Here is a 21,437-nt window from a genome sequence, read left to right on the forward strand (position 1 = left end):
GATCCGATAACACCCGCCCCCGCTGCACTTGTCTCCGGATCCATCCCTGAATAATTTGTAAGCAACCACAAGTTTGTTCCGGTTACATTAAAAGAAGCACCTTTGAAAACTTGGATCTTTTTAAGATAGATGATGGTAAACTATAAGTCAATGAAACCGAGCGTAAACGCAACCAATTAACTTTTTCAACAAAAAAAGGAGTGTTATTTGCATAAATATCTCGATAATATTTTTCTGTAGCAATAACTTCACGCGTTACTGTCTCGTATTCTTTTGTAACTGGATTTAAAGATTTTCCTGTAAAGGTAAGTGTCTGGCCTCTATTTTCTGTTTCTTTACTAAGCCCATAAGTTGTCATCAGATATTCTGTCCCATTCAAGATATCTCCACCTTTACGAAAATCAAATAAGAATGAAAAATCCCAATTTTTATACGTGAAATTATTAGTTAATCCTCCAATAAAATCTGGTTCACGATTGCCAATTGGTGTAGTAGTCAATGTGGATGTCAAAGGATTTCCTGTTTCCCAATCTAATAAAAGATTTCCGTCTGCATCCTTCTGCCATGTTGATCCCGACAGGCCCATAAAATTCCCATTACCAAAAGAAGCAGCTTTACCGTTTCCCACCTGCACATCAGTAACATATAATATTGGGAGTGCCGCAGGAAGCGATTTAACAACACCTTTATTATGTGAAAAATTCAACATCATATCCCAAGTGAAATGATCTCGTTTTATTGGAGTTGCATTTAACGAAATCTCAAAACCTTTATTTTCAATTTCACCCGTATTTACATAACTTAAGATATAACCTGTAGCGTTTGAAACACGAGGTTGTAAGATTTGATCTTTCGAATTATTTTGATAGTATGTAAAATCTAGCCCCAATCTATTTTTTAGGAATTTCAATTCCGTACCAAATTCCATAGAGGTTGTTGTCTCAGGTTTTAATTGATCATTACCTCGTGTCCAGGCATTTCTATAACCTCCACCTATCGTTAATTCAGGACCAAACAAATAAGTATTGGTTTGATATGCCGGAGCATCTTTTCCCACTTGAGCATACGATGCTCGTAATTTTCCAAATGATAACATATCATTCTTTTCCATTAGCTCAGTGAAAATTAAACTTCCTGAAACAGATGGGTAGAAAAATGAACGGTTTTGGATTGGCAAAGTTGAAGACCAATCATTTCTTCCAGTAACACTAAAGAACGCCAAATTTTTATATCCCGCTCTAAATTCACCATAAACACCTAATAAGCGCTTATCCGTGATTACTTGATTTAAATATTTATCTCCATTTTCGGCATTATTGATACTTTGAAAATTTGGAATAGAAAAATTTTCTGCACGTAAAGAATTTGCCTGTATGTGAGTATCTTCAGCAGAAGTCCCTAATAACAAATTTAAATCCCAGTCTTCAGCAATTACTTTATGGAAATTTAACATGAAATTGAATTCAAATAGGAGTATTGTCTTTTTCCTTCAGAAAGCATACCATTCTGCCAGGCCAATTTGACTGCAGATCCAGGAGAAATTAATGTACTAAAATCCGTAGTATAATTATCGATACCTAGACGATATGTAGCATCTAACCAACTCGTAATTTTAGCAGAGGCATAAGCAGTACCTAAAAAACGATCTGTTTTATCATTTTGTGGATTCTTATTAATCGTCCAATATGGATTATCCGCATTATCTAACAATGGAATATTTGGCAATAATAAATGCTGTGAACCATCAGGATTTATCCAATCTCGCATATTTGAATTTCTCGGCCAAGCAATTATAGATTCCATATAGCCCGAACCAGAACCACCCCATAAACCAGATCCAGTTAAAGTTTTACGAGTTGAGGAACGTGCAAAAGAAGCATTAGCACCAAAGGTAAAGATATCTGTTTTCTGCTCTGCATTAAATCGAAATGTAGTCCGGTCGAAATCTGTTGTTGGCACAACACCGCTCTGTTTAATATTTGAACCCGATAGATAGAAGTTCCCTTTTGCAGATCCGCCAGAAACATTAAATGAATTATCATATGTAGTTGCGGTTTGATAGAAATCTTCCATATTATTATAGATTTTCTCCCCATCTTTAAAAGCATCACCCCAGGATAAGCTAGTTTCAGGAATAAATAAACCATTGTAATATGATCCTTGTTTAAACTTATCCTGTTGCTTTGGCAGACGATTAACCCAATTAGTACCGATACGCGAATTAATACCAATAGAAGTTGCACCTTCTTTACCCTTCTTTGTGGTAATAACCACAGCCCCGGCCGCTGCCCTCAAACCATAAAGCGCAGCAGCAGCCGGGCCTTTTAATACTGAAATAGACTCAATATCTTCGGGATTAATATCTAATGCTCGATTACCATTTGTCGTTGAAATATTTGTATTTCCGTCAAATGCTGAATTATCACCTTGACCAGTCGAATTATCCATGGGCATACCATCAATAACAAACAAAGGTTGATTATCTCTTTCTAAAGATGTGCCACCACGAATAACAATAGATGCCGAACCTCCGGGGGAACCTCCAGAGTTGGTTACATTCACACCTGCAATCTTACCATTCAGAGAATTGATCACATTAGGATTTTTATTCTTCATCAGCTCATCGGCCTTAATATCCTGAACAGCATAACCTAAAGCTTTTTTCTCCTTCTTTATCCCCATAGCAGTTACAACTACCTCGGTCAATGCTTCTTCACTGTTGGAAAGGGCAATATTGACGGTAGAGCTTGAGCCAACAGTCTGTTGCAATGGTTTGGAACCAATAGTGCTAAAAATAAGCACATCTCCAGGATCTGCTTTAATGGTAAAACTTCCATCTGGATTGGTCTGCGTACTTACTGCTTTGCCTTTGATGCTTACAGTCACATTCGACATTGATGTCCCATCAGATGCATTGGTCACTTTTCCCGAAATAGTTTTCGTTTGTGCCCACAACTGGTAGATAACATCACTCCCGAACAGAATAAGAGTAATTTTTTATTCATGATAATAATTTAGTTAGTAGCAATTGTTTATATCGGATGTTTCGATCCCGACAGGTTTATACGAATTACTTTACAATAGTATAAAAAGGTTCTAAGCTTTGCAAGATTATGCGTAATTATTTTCAAAAAATGCCATAAAACACACTTGAAAATCATTAAGTTATCATACAATCGATTGATAAACCTTAAAAACAAAAAATACAATATGCAAAAGACCGCACCACTAAATTATTATCACCATCATCACAAATTTATTTTCACATCGTAATGTTGTCTGATATATTCCTGTTGTTCTTGAGAGTCAAATTCCAAATCGAGGGTAGCCCGCTCTCTCTCCTTCTCAATTTCGATTTTAATCACACTTTTATAAAACCGAAAGATCTCCTTTTCACTTTCCAATATAAGTCGCGGAACACGAACAGATTTGCCTTCAGCATTTTTCGCAATCATTGTAAAATATGATGAATTGCAGTGTTTTGTCTCACCAGATTGAATATTCATCGATTCAACACGAATTCCAACTTCCATCGAACTATTTCCTACATAATTGACCGAAGCGATAAGTGTTACCAACTCCCCTACTTCAATAGGCTTTAGAAAGTCCACTTTTCCAACGGACGCTGTCACACAATAATTTCCGGAAACTTGGAGGCAACTGCAAAAGCAATTTGATCCATCAATGACAAAATATAGCCGCCATGAATCTTTCCGCCAAGTTGGCGTTAGAGGGTAACATCAACTGAGATATCCGTATAACAGATTCACCAGCTTTTTATAAGTATCTTCCATATCTAAATATACTTCAGATAAATACGAACTCCAAATCGCTTGTTATCAAGCAATGTAATTAAGACACCGAGACTATAATGTACGCTACCACATCAAAACACGAATTCGCAGAACAAAAAAAAGGGATACCTTTTTGGATATCCCTTTTAATAGATTTATTTTAAATTACTTAATCTTTTCCGCCATATATGGACTCTCATTACTCAGACGGTCCACTGCTTTTACTGCCACATACTGTAACTTTTTACCATTCTTACTTTTTGCAAGTTGCTTGGCAGTAACCGAAGGATCAAAAATCTCATATGACCACTCACCACCATAGTTGCAGTAAAGTATCCAGTGATAAACTTGATCTACTTGTTTATGTTGCCACTTTGCAAAAACAAAATCTTTTTCTGCTGTCAACAACAAAGTTGGCTTCAGCATCGGATTTGCATTCAACCAAGGCGTTCTAGGTATCAATACTTTATTTTGGTAAGGACCTTCAAAATTGCTCTTGTCATCGTAGGGTTTTTAATTAAACCGGCTAAGCTCCAATGAACAATACCTTTGCTATCTGGCACGATATTACGCATCGCAGCAATTTGATTTACAATTTCAGTTGAATATTCTGCTGTACGTTTCCCGACAGTATTGATACCTGGCCAAAGATGTCTGTGCATTGTATTTTCACTCTCCCACCATTTCAATAAAGTTGTGAAACTTTGCTTAGCAGGCTGTATAGGCCAATACAATTGTGGCGTATAATAATCGACCCAGCCTTTATTAAGCCATAGCTTTGCATCTGCATACAATTGATCATATTGACTAGATCCTTGAATACCTGCCGGATAACCTGGTTTCCAGATCCCAAAAGGACTAATACCAAATTTCACAAAATTCTTTTCAGCTTTTATTTCTTTATAGATCCGTTCAATGAATGTGTTTACACTATTTCTACGCCAATCTGCACGAGCCAATGTACCACCATTCTTTTTGTAATCATTCCAACTGTCATTATCCGGAAAATCCTGCCCTCCATTATATTCCGCATAAGGATAAAAATAATCATCAAAATGTACCCCGTCAATGTTATAACGTTTTACAATATCCATTACTACACGGGCAGCATGGTCTTGAGTAGATTGTTTTGATGGATCAAACCAATACCATCCCTGCTTCAAACGGACAACGGAATTGGGCATCTTTTTAGCCATAGATGCCTCTGTCAACTTACCGCCAGAAGTATGGTGAGCACGATAAGGATTTAACCAAACATGTAATTCAATCCCCCGCTTATGTGCCTCTTCAACCCAAAATTCCAAAGGATCATAATATGGAAAAGGAGCTTTCCCTTGTTCTCCTGTTAAAAAATATGACCAAGGCTCGAGATCACTCTTATACATCGCATCCGACGAGGGGCGAACCTGAAAAATAGCTGCATTGAAATTATTTGCTTTCAAAAATTCTAAAATCTGGATCGCTTCCTGTTTTTGTTCATCCGTAGATAAAAAGTTTTTACTTGGCCAATTTATATTTGCAACAGATGCGATCCATGCAGCACGAAATTCACGTTGCACTTCAGGAAGCTCCACAGCGATTTCTTTTGGTACTTCAACCTTTTTCTCTTGTATATTAATGTTAACCTTTTCACGTTGCGGTTTATCCTTTTTATCCGGATGCTGTACAATTACAGCAGGTGTGGCTTTTACCTCTTCTGTTTTTCTATTCTTTTTGGAAGAGCATGAAAATAAGAATAAAGCAACTGAAAGTATTAATAAGTGATGTTTCATTAAAAAATGTTAAGGAATTATTTCAAAATAAGTTACAAATGTACGGATTATGAATTTGTATCAAGAGCACTAGCGCGATATTAACTTTCCTTTAACCAGAACATCTTGAAGTTCAAAATTAGAAGTAAAAATGATCACATTAGCTATACTTCCTATATTCAGGTTTCCAATATCTGTACGCTTTAGCAGTCTTGCTGGATAAGTAGTTCCCATCCGTATCGCCTCGTCCAATGGAACACCAACCTGTTGCACTATATTTCTAACCGATTCAAATAAAGAAATGGCTCCTCCCGAAATCGTCCCGTCGGGCAGTGAATAATAACCGTCATTCAACACATGTTGATAGATTCCTTTTGCACAAGCAGCAACTGCATCTGATATCAAAAACAATCGTTCGCCCATTTGTTTTTTAGCCACTTTAACGGCCTCGGAACTGACGTGATGTCCATCTGTAATTATACTCGAACATGCTGTTGGATGATTGAAAATAGCTCCTACCATACCAACCTCCCGATGATGTAAAGAAGACATCGCATTAAATAGGTGGGTACTTGTGGGAATCCCCAGATCAAAACCTTTAGTGCCTTCCTTAAATGTTGCATCACTATGCCCTGCACTTAATAAAAGTTCATACGATTTTAGGTACTCAAGAACATCATCGTCCATACATTCCGGAGCAATGGTCATCATTTTCACAACCGTATTGTGCTCGCCAAGCAAATCCTTAATATTTTCTTTTGTTGCTTTTACAATGAGATCAGCCGGGTGAGCCCCTCTCTTCTTTGCATTCAAGAATGGCCCTTCAAGGTGCAAGCCCAATAATGCATCATGTTTAAAATTGTCAGCAACCTGAATCGCTTCTTGAAAAACTTTAAACGTATTTGTCGCTAAAGTCATCATATATGAAGTCGTTCCTTTTCGAACCAAACGATCAGAAATGCGCTGTAAAGATGCTGAAGTCAAATGCGCCGAAAATAAATCATCACCGTCGCCATATAACTGTAAATCAATGAGACCCGCACAAATATTAGCTCCATTAACAACAATCTGTTCAAAATCAGCTGGAACTTGATTAGGCTCTACTATTGCAGTAATCTTTCCATTTTCAATAAGCAATGTTTTATCTTCAATAAGATTATAATCTGAAAAAATTCTTCCACCAACTAAAGCGAGTTTATTCATTATCTTTTATTTTTGATTGTTTAAAGATAATCATTGCGATTATCAATTTACTAGCGTAACTTAGTTCCATGTACTTTTTTAGAAAAAAAGAACCCAATCGCCCAACGAACGGCAATCTAAAAGCTATGCATATTATTAATGCTATAGCCATCATCGTTTTCATTCTGGCGCTGATTTACAAGTTTTTCTTTGCATCCTAAATACCAGCATATGTCTCAAAAAATTATTTTAAATACCGAAAAAGCACCAGCCGCAATTGGTCCTTACAACCAAGCTATAAAAGCTGACAAAACATTATACGTTTCCGGACAAATTCCTTTAATTCCTGAAACTATGGAATTAATCACAACAGGAGCTGCAGATGAAGCACATCAAGTGTTAAAGAATGTTGATGCCATCTTAAAAAACGCAGGCTATGGATTTGAAGATGTTGTTAAAGCATCTATTTTCTTAAGTAGTATGGATGACTTTGCTACAGTAAATGAAGTCTACGCACAATACTTCACTACAGCACAGCCTGCACGTGAATGTGTTGCTGTAAAGACTCTTCCAAAAAATGTAAATGTAGAAATCTCCGTGATTGCTTGGAAAGATTAATGGCAAACATAGAACAAGATACTGAAGGCCGCGGAAAGTATTTCTTAGCGGCTTTTTTAGGTCCTTTAATCTGGGGGTTTATGGCTGTCCCTATACGCTTATTAAAAAATTGGTCAGCAGAAGATATCCTCCATTACCGCATCATATTAGCCGTTTCACTTCTTTGGCTCTTCAATATCGTTTTCAGAAAGGCCGACATTAGAGCTGATTATAATTATTTTAGGCAACTGCCCAAGAATAACAGAACTAAGATTACCTATCTTACCCTTATTTCGGCTATACTTTTATTTGCAAACTGGTATACGTATATCTACTGCATTAATAGCATCAGTGTACAGGCCGGTGCCTTTGCTTACATCTTATGTCCATTAATCACGACTGCAGCAGGCTATTTAATTTTAAAAGAAAACTTAAATATAGCCCAAAAGGTATCTTTACTTATTGCTATTACTGGTGTATGCATGTTGGCAACCGGATCACTTACAGAAGTATTATGGTCTTTAACCATTGGCTCACTATATGCCTTTTATTTGGTATTACAGCGTATAATACAAGGGTTTGACAAGCTCAATATGCTGGCAATCCAACTTGCCATCTGTACATTATTCATTATACCTCAAATGCTCGTTGATCAAAGTCCAATACCTCAAGACAGCACATTTTGGACTGTTACTTTAACCATAGCACTATTGTTCACAATCATACCGCTCTTCTCGAGCATGTATGCTTTAAAGAGAATATCTTCTTCGACACTGGGGATCATGTTATATATTAATCCCATCATTGCATTCGCACTCGCTGTTACATACTTTCGGGAACAGGTAGATCCTTATAAGTTCTGGGCATATGGCCTTATTTTCATTGCCATTATTATCTTCAATTCTGATAAAATAAAATTTCTCTTTAAAAGGAAAAAACACATGTAGCACAACCTGTTTTAGTTACGTTTACATGGTTAATAAACTAATATTAACCATGTAACCTTAATGCAATGAAAATCTATCGATTTTTTACACTTTCTTTTTTAGTGCTCACGATACTATCGTGTAAAAAAGATCACCTTTCTTATGATGAGCTTTATAAAAAAGCATCAGAGAAATATCAAGAAATGCAATTGTTGACACAAAGTATTTCATGCGGAGACATCAGCAAGTGGTACGTCGATACCTTATTGTTAGATCCAAATACTCGAGGTTACTTACCCGTTTCTCCCACAATAAAAAACAAATATGATCTTCTAAAAAAAGAACATACTAATTTATTAACAAAAGCCATGGACGCTGATGATCGGCCATATCCAAACTTTGTATCTCTACATATGCCTGTACATTTCGGAATCATATGCCAGAATGGATTTGCAAAGGTAAAAACTGTCGAAGATTTCAATACCGAACAGACACGAAAGGCTCTAAACGAAAGAAGTGAAACACTGCAGCATTACTTTAAAGATAAACCATGTACCGCGGCGAATGATTGGATAGTTACTGGCATAAAAAAGATTGTTCCCAAATATGGATTCCAACCATTGCTAATCAAACATATCGTAATGGATTTTATACAATTCTTACAGAATATAATACCTTATATTTCCATCTAACACAATTAGATAAAGAACTACAAAATTGTACTCCGAATAGTGGCCCCGCCCCCAAATCCGTACGATGTGAAAATAATAAACCGATTTTAGTCTTTTAGATTTATACTTACTCGATATGAAATTTATAAAACTAGTCAGCTATTTGTTTCTATTTATGTTACTTTTTAGTGCTTGCAAAAAAGACGATTTTACTTCTGAACAATGGTCTGCTAAAGCTGAAGAAAAGAAAGCCGAAATTGATAAACTCATTGCTTCAGAAAAATGTGAAAATTTGAACGACTGGAACATTGAAAAAGTCAGCAACTTTTGGTGTGGGCATGTTTATTTCCCTGTGCATAAACGTTTCAAATCACAATTCAACAAACTATGGGAGGAATATCTAGCACTTAGATCCAACGAAGTCAATGCCGGTATCAAAGAAGGAATTATTTACGAACCCTGTGAGGAGTATATTTTGTTTAATAGTGAACCCACTCAACTTTCCTGCGTAAATGGAAAAGCCAAATTGCTGTACATAAAAGATTTAAGCTTATCAGAAAGTAAAATACGTATTGCCCCTTTAAAAATAAAGATCGACAAATACCTGAATAATCTTACTTGTAGCGGAACCGAAACTGGGGTACGACAATACTCTTAAAAAACTGTGGAGTTGAACATATAGCTTATATTAGAACAGCAGAACGTCCGGAAATCATGAAAGATATTGCACTTTACAATTCCTTAAAAAAGAATATCATAGAACGTGAAAAGCCGAATTGTTCGACAGGAAAATATACATATCCCAAAGGAGTAAAATGCGTCAATAACAAACCCGTTGTTGAGCTCTCAGAATAATAAAACAAACAGCAGTATTTTTAAAATCGGCTAAGCTCTTAAAGTATTGGCCGATTTTTTTTGATCTCCCCCTGTACGTCTGAACATATATTTTATGAGATTAAAACAAATTATGATACAAAACATAATTTCCCTGTAAAAAACATTGAAATAAAACAACCTGATAAATAGCTATTTACAGGAAAAAATGTTAAAATGTATCACATATGTTATAAAACTCTTTTAAATTTTATAGAACAGTAGTACATTAGATTCCTAGAATAAGAATCCTTCTTATTTTTACCTTGTATTGATATTTATTCACATTTGCGAAATTACGTATCCTACCTATCTTCAATATGAGACATCTACTGACCAATGTGCTAAATTGAATTAGCCATTTACAATAAATCTATTCTTATGAAATGTGTAAAGACATAATTAGATCATAACACATATTACTGAATGAATAGTAAATTACAAACTACATTAAAGATACTGGGTATTGTTCCGACAATGCTTTTTTCAGCATCTTTACTCCATGCCCAAAATAATCAAGTAAAGGGTACTATTGTGGACAGCCAATCTAAAGCCGCAATAGCTGGAGCAACCATTAAAGTTCTAGGTACTTCTAAAGCTAGTTCTACGGATGCTAATGGTGTTTTTCAAATTAACGTTGACGATAAGAATCGTATTTTGAGCATTAGTGTGATTGGTTACGAAACCAAAACTGTTACATTAGGGCCAAATGAGACTACTATCAACGTGAGTCTTGTACCGCAGACACAACAATTAGAAAGTGTAGTCGTTACAGCACTAGGAATTAGCCGTTCTCAAAAATCCTTAACTTATTCGACCCAACAACTCAAAGGTGATGAACTGAATCGCGTAAAAAGCACCAACTTAGCCAATAATCTAAATGGTAAAGTTGCAGGTGTCAATATTGCTTCCAGTTCATCGGGCCCCGGCGGTTCTGCTAAAGTTGTGCTTAGAGGTAATAAATCTGCATCAGGCAACAATCAGGTATTATATGTTGTTGATGGTGTACCTATCAATAATCAGACATTAGGAACACAACCTGATAACGTATTTGGTGGCCAACGCGATCCCGGAGATCCAATTGCTATGATCAATCCAGAAGATGTTGAAAATATCTCTGTACTAAAAGGAGCATCTGCTGCGGCTTTATATGGTAGCCAAGCGGCAAACGGTGTTATTCTGATTACAACAAAGTCTGGAAAAGGAGGACGTACAACCGTCAATTTCTCTTCCAGTGCACAAATCGAACAAGCAACATCTTTACCCGAATTTCAAAATCAATATGGACAAGGATCGGGTGGAAAATCTAGTGCGACAAGTGTATCCAGTTGGGGAGAGAAAAGCGATCAAGCTAATTTTAATAATGTTGACAAGTTCTTAAGAACAGGGAGTAATTTTACAAATTCATTGACATTATCAGGCGGAAACGAGAAAAATCAAACTTATTTTTCTTACGCGAACACCTTAGCAAAAGGAATCACGCCAAATAATGACATGACCCGTCACAATTTCAATCTGAAAGAAAGTGCTAAATTCTTTGATGACAAATTAACGGTTGAAGGAAGTGCCAATTATATTACCCAAAAATTGGATAATGCACCAACATCTGGTTTTTATTATAATCCTCTAGTAGGACTTTATTTATTGCCTCGTAGTATTGATATTTCACCTTACAAAGATTTTGAGAAATTTAATCCAAGCCGTAATCTTTATGATCAGAACTGGTTTACTTTATCCGATGATCCTACAACCCAACAAAACCCATGGTGGATCGTAAACAGAAACCAGAACAGTTCTAAAAGAAACCGTTTATTATTAAATGGAAGTGCCAAATATCAAATTGCACCATGGATTAATGTTCAAGCACGTGGAAGTGTAGATCGTACAAGTGAAGTTTGGGATCGAAAAATATATGCAGGTACTCAAAATATTTTAGCTAGACCAAATGGCGGCTATAATTACACGAATACAACCATCACACAACAATATGGTGATCTAATCGCCAATATGAACTTCAATGTGAACGATAAGCTTCAGATTACCGGTGTCGTGGGAACAAGTATTACAGACTGGAAGACTGAAGGAGTAGATTACACCAGTGGAACAGCAGGTCTGCAATATCCAAATCAGTTTATCATTCAGAATTCGACTACACCTACTCCGACAGGTTTATCAAATAACAGAAGACAACTGCAATCTGTTTTTGCCAGTGCTAATCTATCATACGATCAATGGTTATATCTTGATTTAACTGCTCGTAATGATTGGTCAAGTACACTTGCTTTCACAGAATCAAATTCATTCTTTTATCCATCAGTAGGTTTAGGTGTTGTCTTAAACGACAAATTGAATATGCCTGATTTTGTCAACATGGCCAAAATTAGGGGTTCATATGCTATCGTTGGTAATGATTTACCTCCTTACACCACCTTATTAACCAATAATCTGAATGCTTATGGTGTTATCAACCTCAATGATATTGCTTTTCTTAAGGGTCTTAAACCAGAGAAAACACATTCATTAGAGATTGGTACTGAATGGCGTATGTGGAACAACCGTTTAAACGTAGATGTAACCTACTATAAGACAAATACGAAGAATCAGTTCTTCAAAATTGCTGCCAGTCAAGCATCATTGTATGATCAATATGCCATCAATGCTGGAGATATCCAAAATCAAGGGGTTGAAGCATTAGTGTCATTAGATGCCATTAAGAATGACAATTTTACCTGGACAACAAGTTTAAACTTCACTTATAACAAAAATAAGATTATCAAATTAGATGATCGCATTAAAGAATTTGCATTAACCGGAGATGGACGTAACAATTACGCTTCCAAATTTGAAGTAGGCGGTTCTTTTGGTGACATTTATGGTCAAGATTTTGCTCGTGATGATCAAGGCCGTATTCTAGTCTCGGCAGACGGTACTCCCCAAAAGAATTCCAATTATACCAAATTAGGAAATTCAAATCCTATTTGGCAAATGGGATTGAACAATAGCTTTAGTTACAAAAACTTCAACTTAAGTTTCTTGATCGACGGTAAGTTTGATTACGAAGTGATGTCCATAACACAAGCGCTTCTTGACGGTTATGGTGTTTCAAAAGCAAGTGGAGATGCCCGCGCTAATGGAGGTGTAACAATCAATGGCATTACAGCTGCTGGTGCTGAAGTAACAAATGTTGCAGCAGAGAAATGGTATACAACCGTTGGTGGTATGGGACCTGTAAGCAGTCAATATATTTATGACGGAACAGTTGTTCGACTACGTGAATTAGTGCTAGGCTATGACTTTAATCTTAATGATAGTTTCTTTAAAAAGCTCCGCGTTTCGGCAGTCGGCAGAAATCTATTCTACTTTACTAAGAAAGCACCTTTTGACCCGGAAGTGACCATGTCTACCGGCAATACATTAAGTGGAGTCGATATCTTCATGATGCCTCCAACTCGTAATTATGGTCTTACTTTGAATGCAACTTTTTAATAAAACAACGATGAAATACAATTTCAAAAATATAAGTAAGTTGATGTTAGCTTTTGTGGTACTTGGAAGTGCCATGAGCAGCTGTACAAAAAACTTCGAAGAATATAACAAAAACAACAACGGCCTGACAGATGAAGACCTGGCTGCCGATGGAAAAGATTTAGTACTATTCTTCAAAACAGCACAGATGGCCATCTACAATTTTTCTGGAGGTGGTGATCCAAATTCATATCAACTTCAACAAAATTTGAATGCCGACGTATTCTCTGGTTATTTCATGTCCCCTACACCTTTCAATAGCGGTCAAAATAACCTGAATTACGCTATGGTAAATGGCTGGAATGGTGAACCCTTTAAAGTGCTTTACCTTGATGTGATCAATCTATTGATAAACTACAAAAAAATGGATTGGATAAAAACTATCCAGCACTTGGCGGAGCCGCAAAAGTAATTAAGGTAGCTGCTGCTAATCGTGTAACTGATATTTACGGACCTATTCCATATAGCAAAGTAGGCACATCTGGAGATATTCCTTATGATAAGCAAGCTGATCTTTACACTGCTTTTTTCAAAGAATTAGATGAAGCGACGGAGGCTTTAAAGTCATTTAATGCCCAAAGTCCAATGACCGACAAAATTGAAGAGATCGATTTAGTATATCCGAATTTGGATAACCAAACACGTTTTAAGAACTGGTTAAAATTAGCTAACTCACTTCGCTTGCGTTTTGCTGTGCGTATTGTAAAAGTTGACCCTCAACTAGCAAAAGCACAAGCAGAGAAAGCGTTAGATCCAGCAAATGGTGGCGTTATTGAAGCGAATAGTGAAAACTTCAAAGTAAAAGTTCCTACAGACGGTACATTCAGCAATCCCCTTTGGTTTATTTCAAAGAATTGGGCAGATACCCGTATGAATGCTTCTTTACAGTCATACATGACAGGTTACGGCGATCCACGTATTTCCAAATATATGGAGCCAGTACCAGTTGACAAACAGACAACCGGCTTCGCGGGCAAATACATTGGTATCCGTACAGGTGCAGCAGGTATTGAAAAAGACAAATACCAGATGTTATCAGCGCTTAATACGGGAGGAAGTACGCCGTCATTCACAGCAACCACTGCCCCAATTTTAATGACTGCTGCTGAAGTCTATTTTTACGTGCTGAAGGCGCATTGAGAGGTTGGGCAAATGTTGGTGGAACAGCAAAATCACTTTACGAAAAAGGTGTTGAAACCTCTTTTGCACAATGGGGCGTAAGCGGTTTATCGGCCTATTTACAAGACAATACGAGTAAAGCTGCTGCTTACGTTGATCCATTCAATGCAAGCAATAATGCAGCTGCACCAACTAACTTAACTATTCAATGGAATGATGCAGCCTCTAATGAAGAAAAGTTGGAACGTATTATTACACAAAAATGGTTAGCGATCTTCCCAGAAGGACAAGAAGCCTGGAGTGAGTTCCGTAGAACCGGATATCCAAAATTATTCCCTGTTGCGGTGAATAATAGCGCTGGTCTTATTGACACTAAGATTCAGATCCGTCGTTTACCATTTCCACAAAATGAGTACAACACGAATGCAGCTGAGGTACAGAATGCCATTTCATTACTTGGCGGTGCTGATAACGGCGGTACACGTCTATGGTGGGATGTGAATAAAGGAAATTTTTAATCAACATCTTATCCTATTTAAAGGCTGCCTCTTCAATAAAGGGGCAGCCTTTTTTATTAATATGCGAAAAAAATATCTGATACCACATCACCGGACTAAATACTCCTTTTTAATTAACATATACAACAACTTTAGCAATCATCTATACTATTTTGCTAATTTTTAAGTAAAATCCTTAAATTAGCAAAGTAGAAGAATGGCTGATTTATCTTTAATAACCCCAATAGAATATCTGAAAGGCGTAGGCCCTCAGAAAGCTGATGTAATTAAAAAAGAATTGCAAATTTTCACCATTGGTGATCTGCTTAGTTATTACCCTTTTCGCTATATTGACCGTACCGTATTTCATAAAATAAGACAACTGGATGCCGATATGTATTCGGCCCAAGTATTAGGGAGACTTATTGGGCTTAAAGAAGTTGGTGAAAAAAGAGCAAAACGTTTGGTTGGACAATTCAAAGATGAAACAGGGAGCATCGAACTGGTGTGGTTCCAATCGATCACCTGGTTACAGAAATCATTAAAAGTAGGTTCGGCCTATGTGCTCTATGGCAAACCATCTGTATTTAACGGACAGATATCGATCACACATCCCGAAATGGAACCTTATCAAGCTCAAGTAAAAAACCTGGGTAATATGACTTTGCAACCTGTCTACTCCTCCACTGAGAAACTGAAGAAGTTCAACTTGGACAGTAAAGGGATTCAAAAATTACAGCAGACTGCTTTAGAAACCGTATTTCGTCAACTCACTGAACAGCTACCAGCTTATTTATTGGCCAAGCATCAATTGATGGACCAAGTCAGAGCCACTGTTGCGATTCATTTTCCACAGAGTCAAGAGGAACTGACGCAGGCCATAAAACGTATCAAATTTGAAGAATTATTCTATATTCAGCTCAAATTACTAAAAAATAAACAGCTCAATACTAAAAAATTCAGGGGACAGATTTTCTCTAAAGTCGGCGACAAATTCAATACCTTTTTCAAAGAACGGATTCCTTTTCCGTTGACCAACGCACAGAAACGTGTCGTCAAAGAGATCAGACAGGATACTGTTACCGGCGCACAAATGAATCGTTTGGTGCAGGGCGATGTGGGATCTGGGAAAACAGTGGTTGCACTTTTAACTATGCTTTTGGCCATAGACAACGGTTTTCAAACTTGCATGATGGCACCAACAGAAATATTAGCAACCCAACATTATACGGGGCTAAAAGAGTTACTGGGAGAGGATATCTGCAATATTAAATTGTTAACAGGCTCTACGAGTACTAAGCAACGCCGTATCATACATGAAGAATTGGAAAATGGTTCGTTGGATATCCTGATAGGAACCCATGCCTTAATTGAAGACAAAGTCAAATTTAAGAATTTAGGTTTTGTTGTTATTGACGAACAACACCGGTTTGGAGTTGAACAGCGCGCTAAACTTTGGCGTAAAAATAGCATTCCACCACATATGCTCGTGATGACCGCTACCCCTATTCCGCGTACTTTGGCAATGACTATGTATGGCGATTTGGACATTTCGGTTATCGACGAACTCCCTGCGGGAAGAAAACCGATTAAGACAGTTCATTTTTTCGAGAGCTCCAGATTGCGCATGTTTGGTCTTATCCGTGAAGAAATAGCAAAGGGGAGACAGGTGTATGTTGTATTTCCACTGATCAAGGAAAGTGAGAAACTAGACTTATTATACTTAGAAGCAGGTCTGGAAAATATCCAACGTGAATTTCCGCTTCCTGAATTTAAGATCAGTATTGTCCATGGCAAGATGCCTGTCAAAGATAAGGATTTTGAGATGCAACGTTTTGTGAAACATGAAACCCAGATTATGGTTGCAACAACCGTAATTGAAGTCGGTGTTAATGTTCCCAATGCTTCTGTCATGATTATTGAAAACTCGGAACGATTTGGTTTATCTCAGCTCCATCAGTTGAGAGGACGGGTTGGCCGTGGTGCAGAGCAATCGTTCTGTATCTTAATGTCAAGTAATAAGTTGAGCAAGGAAGGGAAGTTGCGATTGAATACAATGGTACGAACAAATGATGGATTCGAAATCGCAGAAGTTGATTTAGAACTTCGTGGTCCGGGCGATATTTCAGGTACGCAACAATCTGGTGTACTGGAATTAAAATTGGCCAACCTTGCAACAGACCAACAGCTTCTGTCAGAAGCCCGAAATTCTGTTATTGATATCTTCAAGGAAGATCCAGAAATGACAGAAGAACGTCATGCATCACTCAGACAATACCTCGCTAGAAAAACGGACGGTATTGCATGGGATAAGATCTCATAAAGTACTTATCTCCCTCCTATTCCATTATGCATTAGTCTATAAGCTTCTTTAATAAAATTATAGGATCCGCTTTTGGCATAAAACAATTAAACTAAAAACGATTATCTTTGTATTATTATTGAGTCATCGTGCTATGACGTCACATCATTTTCACGTCTTTTTGCAGTGCCCCTGGGCCTACTCATGCAAATCTTAATAAGCAATACAAAATTAGAATAGAAAACAATGGCAAAAATCAAAATATACGACACCGCAGTAAGACCCGAAACAGCTTTACTCGTGAGTGTAATTCCTCAGGGATTAAGCGAGGAAAAAGCACACGAGTATCTTGAAGAATTAGAATTTTTAGTTCAAACTGCAGGCGGGATAACAAAAGGTATTATCACGCAAAAATTAACTTATCCAGATCGCTCTACCTATGTAGGGGCAGGAAAATTGGAAGATATTAAAGCTTTTGTTATCGCAGAAGAAATTGATATGGTCGTTTTTGATGATGAATTATCTCCTTCTCAATTACGTAATATCGAACGTGAGCTTCAAGTTAAAATATTAGACAGATCAAATTTAATTTTAGATATTTTTGCAAGCCACGCTAAAAGTGCGCAAGCAAAAACACAAGTTGAATTAGCACAATTACAGTATTTATTACCCAGGTTGACAAGATTATGGACCCACTTGGAACGCCAACGTGGTGGTATTGGTATGCGTGGTCCTGGTGAAAGTCAGATTGAAACTGATAGACGTATTATTTTAAATAAAATAACTGTTTTAAAAGAACGTCTTGATCTGATTGACAAACAGAATGAAACACAACGTAAAAATCGGGGTGAAATGATACGTGTTGCTTTAGTCGGCTATACCAATGTCGGGAAATCAACCATCATGAACATGATTTCAAAATCGGATGTTTTGATTGAAAACAAATTATTTGCAACATTAGATACAACCGTTCGTAAAGTAGTGATTGATAATTTACCATTCTTATTATCCGATACTGTAGGTTTTATCCGTAAACTTCCCCATCATTTAGTTGAATGTTTTAAATCAACATTAGACGAAGTTCGCGAAGCGGATGTATTGATTCATGCGGTTGATATTTCACACCCAAATTTTGAAGATCATATTATCGCTGTTAATGAGACATTGAAAGATATTGGAGCTTTAGATAAACCAATCATTACGGTATTCAATAAAATTGATGCTTATGTACCGACAGTTGAAGAGGGTGAAGAAGGTGAAAAAACAGTAACATTGGAAGATTTTGAAAACAGCTGGATGGCCAAGAATGCTGATCCAGCAATCTTCATTTCAGCTACAAATAAAACAAACTTAGAGGAATTTAAACAAAAATTATACGATATCATTGTGGAAATTCACCGTGAAAGATATCCTTATAATAATTTGCTTTACTAATCCGAATTTATAAGTACTTAAAGTACGCTTGAAAAACAGGTTATATCCAATGTAAAATCAAGCGTGCTTTAATCATTTCAAACTGGGCTAAAACGCATATAGCCACATCACTATGCAAAATAAAAAAGTAACCTTTATCGATTGGGGCTTGGTTGACTATCAAGAAGCCTGGGATAGACAAGAAGAGATTTTTAATAAAACCTTAGCTGTAAAACATGAAAACCGGGTTAACAGCACAGAACTTCCAACGGAAAACTTTTTAATTTTCAACGAGCACCCTCATGTATATACCTTAGGGAAATCTGGGAAACCTGAACATCTTTTATTGGATGAAAAAGCGCTCGAAGAGAAAGAAGCAACCTACTATAAGATCAACCGTGGCGGTGATATTACCTATCATGGTCCTGGTCAGATTGTTGGATACCCAATTCTGGATTTAGATAATTTCTTTACCGATATTCATCTTTATCTACGCACGTTAGAAGAGGCGATCATCCTAACCCTAAATGATTATGGAATTCAGGCAGGAAGATACCCAAGTTTTACAGGTGTATGGATCGATGGGGACAACGAAAAGGCACGGAAAATCTGCGCGATGGGTGTCCGCGCAAGCCGATGGGTAACCATGCATGGATTTGCATTCAATGTAAATGCCGATCTAAGCTATTTTGGAAATATTGTACCCTGTGGTATAGACGACAAAGACGTTACCTCTATGGAGCGAGAACTGGGCTATAAACCCAATATTAACGAGGTAAAAGATAAGCTAAAAGGGCATATCGCCAATCTCTTCGCTATGGAATTGGTTTAAAATAAAAAAGGACTTACAAAAGCTTCAGGTCCTTTTTTATTTTATCTTTAATTGACTTTTCTAACAATAAAACATACATTCATAACGGACGGCTTTTCCATTTTCAAAAGTGATCATAAATAGGCCTGCGTCACCATCGGGGATTCGATAAACATGCGGGGCACCGATCCAGTCGGTCGAAACCAGATGTCCAAAATGTTTCACAAATTCCTTTTCATCATAATTCATATCGATTCGCTCCTCTCCCATCCACAAGGCTAGCTCATTGCTGAGGGTAACCTGATATACGGACCCAAAAACTTTTCCCTTGACATTTTCTTCAAATGCCACGATATTATTATCAGATCGATAATAATATACAGGTTCCCAACCGCATTCGGGCATATCCGGAATAACCGATACTTTTTGCATCTGAAGTTGCTTCATCTGACTTTCTGTTATCTTCCCATCATAAAGAAGCAACCCCTTCCAATCGAAATGCATCCGTAAAGATGTCACCTGCTTCTCCACCACATCGAATGCCGGACGAACTTGAAACCGATCTGCCAGATACAATTCAAAATCAATATCAACTTCGGGTCCTGTAATCCAGCATTTTCGAATGACTCTTTCCAAAATGTCAATGCCTGTTTTAATTTTTTATCATCGGTCCAGGCAATTTCCCGGAGTCTTCCTACCCATAAAATTTCCTGTTTTTGATCCTTACCTTTTACTTTGAGATATTCTTTTAACACTTTATCATAGGTCAATTCCGCACCTAGAAATTTTGCCTGAATGAATTCTGGTCTCTCATGAAAGTGATCACCCACATATACCCAACCGTCCGTGTAGAGCGGAAAGTAATCGATACAGACCAGCTCATTGAGTCTTGCTCTTCTTACTGCAGTGCTTGAAACTTCTGGAGCTTTACGCACCCGTAATTCCGATACCTGAACAAAAAATGAGGGCACTGGCTTCCTTGTGTACCCCGATAGAAATATTGCGCAGGTTCACCCGCTGATCGCTTACCAAACATTGCCCGTTGGAGAGGTTGCTTCATTATAAACCCAATATCCCCATTACTCACCTGCACCTTATATTGTGTTTTTGTAGAGTCCAAAACATATACAGGAGCTTCCGTCGGAAATATCCCCAGCAGATCCATTTTGTTATTTTCGGTTCGATAGAGATGCCCCCATTCTGAAGTGTAAACAGGACGATCACCGGCCGATTGAGCAACAGTATCAAGTGTTGTAAAACAAAGTAACACAGCAAACAAACGATATAGTCTTCCCAACATAAATATGGTATTATTAATTATTAAAAGATCTTAGCAATAATAATTCTTATATTCGACAGTTCACCTCCATGAGACAAAAATAAACGAAAACCACGGCAATAAAATCACTTGAATCCGTTATTTTTTTAAAATTATAATAACGAAATATTGTACTATACAAATTTTCTTGAGTCAATATTGGCCTAATTTATAGAAATGAGGTGCAATGATACCCGACCCTATTCTTTTTCCAAGAAACCAATTTGCTTTTCAAGGGCAAGAATTGTCTTCTCTTGTGTTCTTATCGTCTGTTCCAAAGCATTGATCACTTTATTCATTGCCTCGTCCATCTTAATTGCATTATCATCTGGGCGCTGCTTGGAATGTTCAAGAGAAACCCTTTCATCACCGTTACTGTTCCTATACATTTCACCTGTACCCATCAGTAACCAGGTTGGACATATATCATTATATTTAGTTAAGATCGCTATCATTGCATCCGAACTAAGTGCTGAAAATTTTTGAACGCCTTTAAAATTAGCATAAGAAAATCCCAAGCCTTCAAAAAAAATAGCTTTGCTTATCCCCTTACTTTCTGCAATTAATAACACACGTTCTTTAACTCCCGACATGATTTCTCTTTTTTAACCTATACTTTATGATGCAACACAGCGCTCTCATCATTATAACCTCTTAA

General features: G+C 37.1%; 18 protein-coding genes and 1 pseudogene. 10 read left to right on the top strand and 9 right to left on the bottom strand.

The window, feature by feature from the left end:
* Nucleotides 1–82 precede the first annotated feature (82 nt).
* The 6 genes from L950_RS32105 to nagA form a co-directional block, all read right to left on the bottom strand.
* Nucleotides 83–1,453, bottom strand: coding sequence for a TonB-dependent receptor domain-containing protein (locus tag L950_RS32105; RefSeq protein ID WP_231576905.1), 1,371 nt, complete (start codon nt 1,451–1,453; stop codon nt 83–85).
* Entirely contained in the window at nt 1,447–2,955 is a 1,509-nt protein-coding gene (locus tag L950_RS32110) for a TonB-dependent receptor plug domain-containing protein (RefSeq protein WP_231576906.1), read from the bottom strand. The genes L950_RS32105 and L950_RS32110 overlap by 7 nt, the downstream gene beginning before the upstream one ends.
* A gap of 293 nt (nt 2,956–3,248) precedes the next feature.
* Nucleotides 3,249–3,632 carry an acyl-CoA thioesterase gene (locus L950_RS05680; RefSeq protein ID WP_021191953.1) on the bottom strand — a complete coding sequence of 128 codons (384 nt, stop codon included), beginning with the start codon at nt 3,630–3,632 and terminating at the stop codon, nt 3,249–3,251.
* A gap of 327 nt (nt 3,633–3,959) precedes the next feature.
* Nucleotides 3,960–4,256 (bottom strand): hypothetical protein, encoded by a 297-nt coding sequence (locus L950_RS32115; protein WP_231576907.1) that lies wholly within the window; start codon nt 4,254–4,256, stop codon nt 3,960–3,962.
* Nucleotides 4,253–5,566, bottom strand: a complete 1,314-nt coding sequence (locus L950_RS05685) for a glycoside hydrolase family 10 protein (RefSeq protein WP_231576908.1) — start codon at nt 5,564–5,566, stop codon at nt 4,253–4,255. The genes L950_RS32115 and L950_RS05685 overlap by 4 nt, the downstream gene beginning before the upstream one ends.
* Nucleotides 5,567–5,635: 69 nt before the next feature.
* Nucleotides 5,636–6,748, bottom strand: coding sequence for an N-acetylglucosamine-6-phosphate deacetylase (gene nagA / locus L950_RS05690; protein ID WP_021191954.1), 1,113 nt, complete (start codon nt 6,746–6,748; stop codon nt 5,636–5,638).
* A 68-nt stretch (nt 6,749–6,816) separates the two neighbouring features.
* Here nagA and L950_RS36275 point away from each other — a divergent pair, with 68 nt between their 5' ends.
* The 10 genes and pseudogenes from L950_RS36275 to lipB all read left to right on the top strand — a co-directional run bounded on the left by L950_RS36275 (nt 6,817) and on the right by lipB (nt 19,482).
* Complete coding sequence (locus L950_RS36275; protein WP_316930544.1) at nt 6,817–6,948, top strand: DUF6728 family protein; 132 nt, start codon at nt 6,817–6,819, stop codon at nt 6,946–6,948.
* 10 nt (nt 6,949–6,958) lie between these two features.
* Complete coding sequence (locus L950_RS05695) at nt 6,959–7,345, top strand: RidA family protein (RefSeq protein ID WP_021191956.1); 387 nt, start codon at nt 6,959–6,961, stop codon at nt 7,343–7,345.
* A complete protein-coding gene (locus tag L950_RS05700) occupies nt 7,345–8,271 on the top strand; it encodes an EamA family transporter (protein ID WP_021191957.1) in 927 nt (308 codons plus the stop codon). The genes L950_RS05695 and L950_RS05700 overlap by 1 nt, the downstream gene beginning before the upstream one ends.
* Nucleotides 8,272–8,336: 65 nt before the next feature.
* Nucleotides 8,337–8,942, top strand: a complete 606-nt coding sequence (locus L950_RS05705; protein ID WP_156169546.1) for a hypothetical protein — start codon at nt 8,337–8,339, stop codon at nt 8,940–8,942.
* 115 nt (nt 8,943–9,057) lie between these two features.
* Nucleotides 9,058–9,579, top strand: a complete 522-nt coding sequence (locus L950_RS05710; protein WP_132769398.1) for a hypothetical protein — start codon at nt 9,058–9,060, stop codon at nt 9,577–9,579.
* Nucleotides 9,580–10,220: 641 nt separating this feature from the next.
* Complete coding sequence (locus L950_RS05715) at nt 10,221–13,280, top strand: SusC/RagA family TonB-linked outer membrane protein (RefSeq protein WP_021191960.1); 3,060 nt, start codon at nt 10,221–10,223, stop codon at nt 13,278–13,280.
* A gap of 73 nt (nt 13,281–13,353) precedes the next feature.
* A pseudogene (locus tag L950_RS05720) lies at nt 13,354–14,956 on the top strand (RagB/SusD family nutrient uptake outer membrane protein).
* 196 nt (nt 14,957–15,152) lie between these two features.
* Nucleotides 15,153–17,258, top strand: a complete 2,106-nt coding sequence (gene recG / locus L950_RS05725) for an ATP-dependent DNA helicase RecG (protein ID WP_021191964.1) — start codon at nt 15,153–15,155, stop codon at nt 17,256–17,258.
* Between the two features lie 225 nt (nt 17,259–17,483).
* On the top strand, nt 17,484–18,671 hold the full coding sequence (gene hflX, locus L950_RS05730; RefSeq protein ID WP_021191965.1) for a GTPase HflX: 1,188 nt from the start codon (nt 17,484–17,486) through the stop codon (nt 18,669–18,671).
* Between the two features lie 112 nt (nt 18,672–18,783).
* Nucleotides 18,784–19,482 carry a lipoyl(octanoyl) transferase LipB gene (gene lipB / locus L950_RS05735; RefSeq protein WP_021191966.1) on the top strand — a complete coding sequence of 233 codons (699 nt, stop codon included), beginning with the start codon at nt 18,784–18,786 and terminating at the stop codon, nt 19,480–19,482.
* A 60-nt stretch (nt 19,483–19,542) separates the two neighbouring features.
* On the opposite strand, the gene L950_RS05740 is transcribed toward lipB, so the two are convergent.
* The 3 genes from L950_RS05740 to L950_RS05755 form a co-directional block, all read right to left on the bottom strand.
* Nucleotides 19,543–20,097: a hypothetical protein gene (locus L950_RS05740; protein ID WP_197086271.1), complete on the bottom strand. Its 555-nt coding sequence runs from the start codon at nt 20,095–20,097 to the stop codon at nt 19,543–19,545.
* Between the two features lie 262 nt (nt 20,098–20,359).
* Complete coding sequence (locus L950_RS05750; protein ID WP_021191969.1) at nt 20,360–20,761, bottom strand: hypothetical protein; 402 nt, start codon at nt 20,759–20,761, stop codon at nt 20,360–20,362.
* Nucleotides 20,762–20,979: 218 nt separating this feature from the next.
* On the bottom strand, nt 20,980–21,372 hold the full coding sequence (locus L950_RS05755) for a hypothetical protein (protein WP_021191970.1): 393 nt from the start codon (nt 21,370–21,372) through the stop codon (nt 20,980–20,982).
* Between the last annotated feature and the right edge of the window lie 65 nt (nt 21,373–21,437).

Source organism: Sphingobacterium sp. IITKGP-BTPF85 (assembly GCF_001006065.1).
Lineage (GTDB): Bacteria > Bacteroidota > Bacteroidia > Sphingobacteriales > Sphingobacteriaceae > Sphingobacterium > Sphingobacterium anhuiense.

Coding starts and splice junctions, on each gene's coding strand:
- L950_RS32105 (WP_231576905.1), bottom strand. CDS start 1,453: ATGTTAAATTTCCATAAAGTAATTGCTGAAGACTGGGATTTAAATTTG.
- L950_RS05685 (WP_231576908.1), bottom strand. CDS start 5,566: ATGAAACATCACTTATTAATACTTTCAGTTGCTTTATTCTTATTTTCA.
- nagA (WP_021191954.1), bottom strand. CDS start 6,748: ATGAATAAACTCGCTTTAGTTGGTGGAAGAATTTTTTCAGATTATAAT.
- L950_RS36275 (WP_316930544.1), top strand. CDS start 6,817: ATGTACTTTTTTAGAAAAAAAGAACCCAATCGCCCAACGAACGGCAAT.
- L950_RS05695 (WP_021191956.1), top strand. CDS start 6,959: ATGTCTCAAAAAATTATTTTAAATACCGAAAAAGCACCAGCCGCAATT.
- L950_RS05700 (WP_021191957.1), top strand. CDS start 7,345: ATGGCAAACATAGAACAAGATACTGAAGGCCGCGGAAAGTATTTCTTA.
- L950_RS05705 (WP_156169546.1), top strand. CDS start 8,337: ATGAAAATCTATCGATTTTTTACACTTTCTTTTTTAGTGCTCACGATA.
- L950_RS05710 (WP_132769398.1), top strand. CDS start 9,058: ATGAAATTTATAAAACTAGTCAGCTATTTGTTTCTATTTATGTTACTT.
- L950_RS05715 (WP_021191960.1), top strand. CDS start 10,221: ATGAATAGTAAATTACAAACTACATTAAAGATACTGGGTATTGTTCCG.
- recG (WP_021191964.1), top strand. CDS start 15,153: ATGGCTGATTTATCTTTAATAACCCCAATAGAATATCTGAAAGGCGTA.
- hflX (WP_021191965.1), top strand. CDS start 17,484: ATGGCAAAAATCAAAATATACGACACCGCAGTAAGACCCGAAACAGCT.
- lipB (WP_021191966.1), top strand. CDS start 18,784: ATGCAAAATAAAAAAGTAACCTTTATCGATTGGGGCTTGGTTGACTAT.
- L950_RS05750 (WP_021191969.1), bottom strand. CDS start 20,761: ATGTTGGGAAGACTATATCGTTTGTTTGCTGTGTTACTTTGTTTTACA.
- L950_RS05755 (WP_021191970.1), bottom strand. CDS start 21,372: ATGTCGGGAGTTAAAGAACGTGTGTTATTAATTGCAGAAAGTAAGGGG.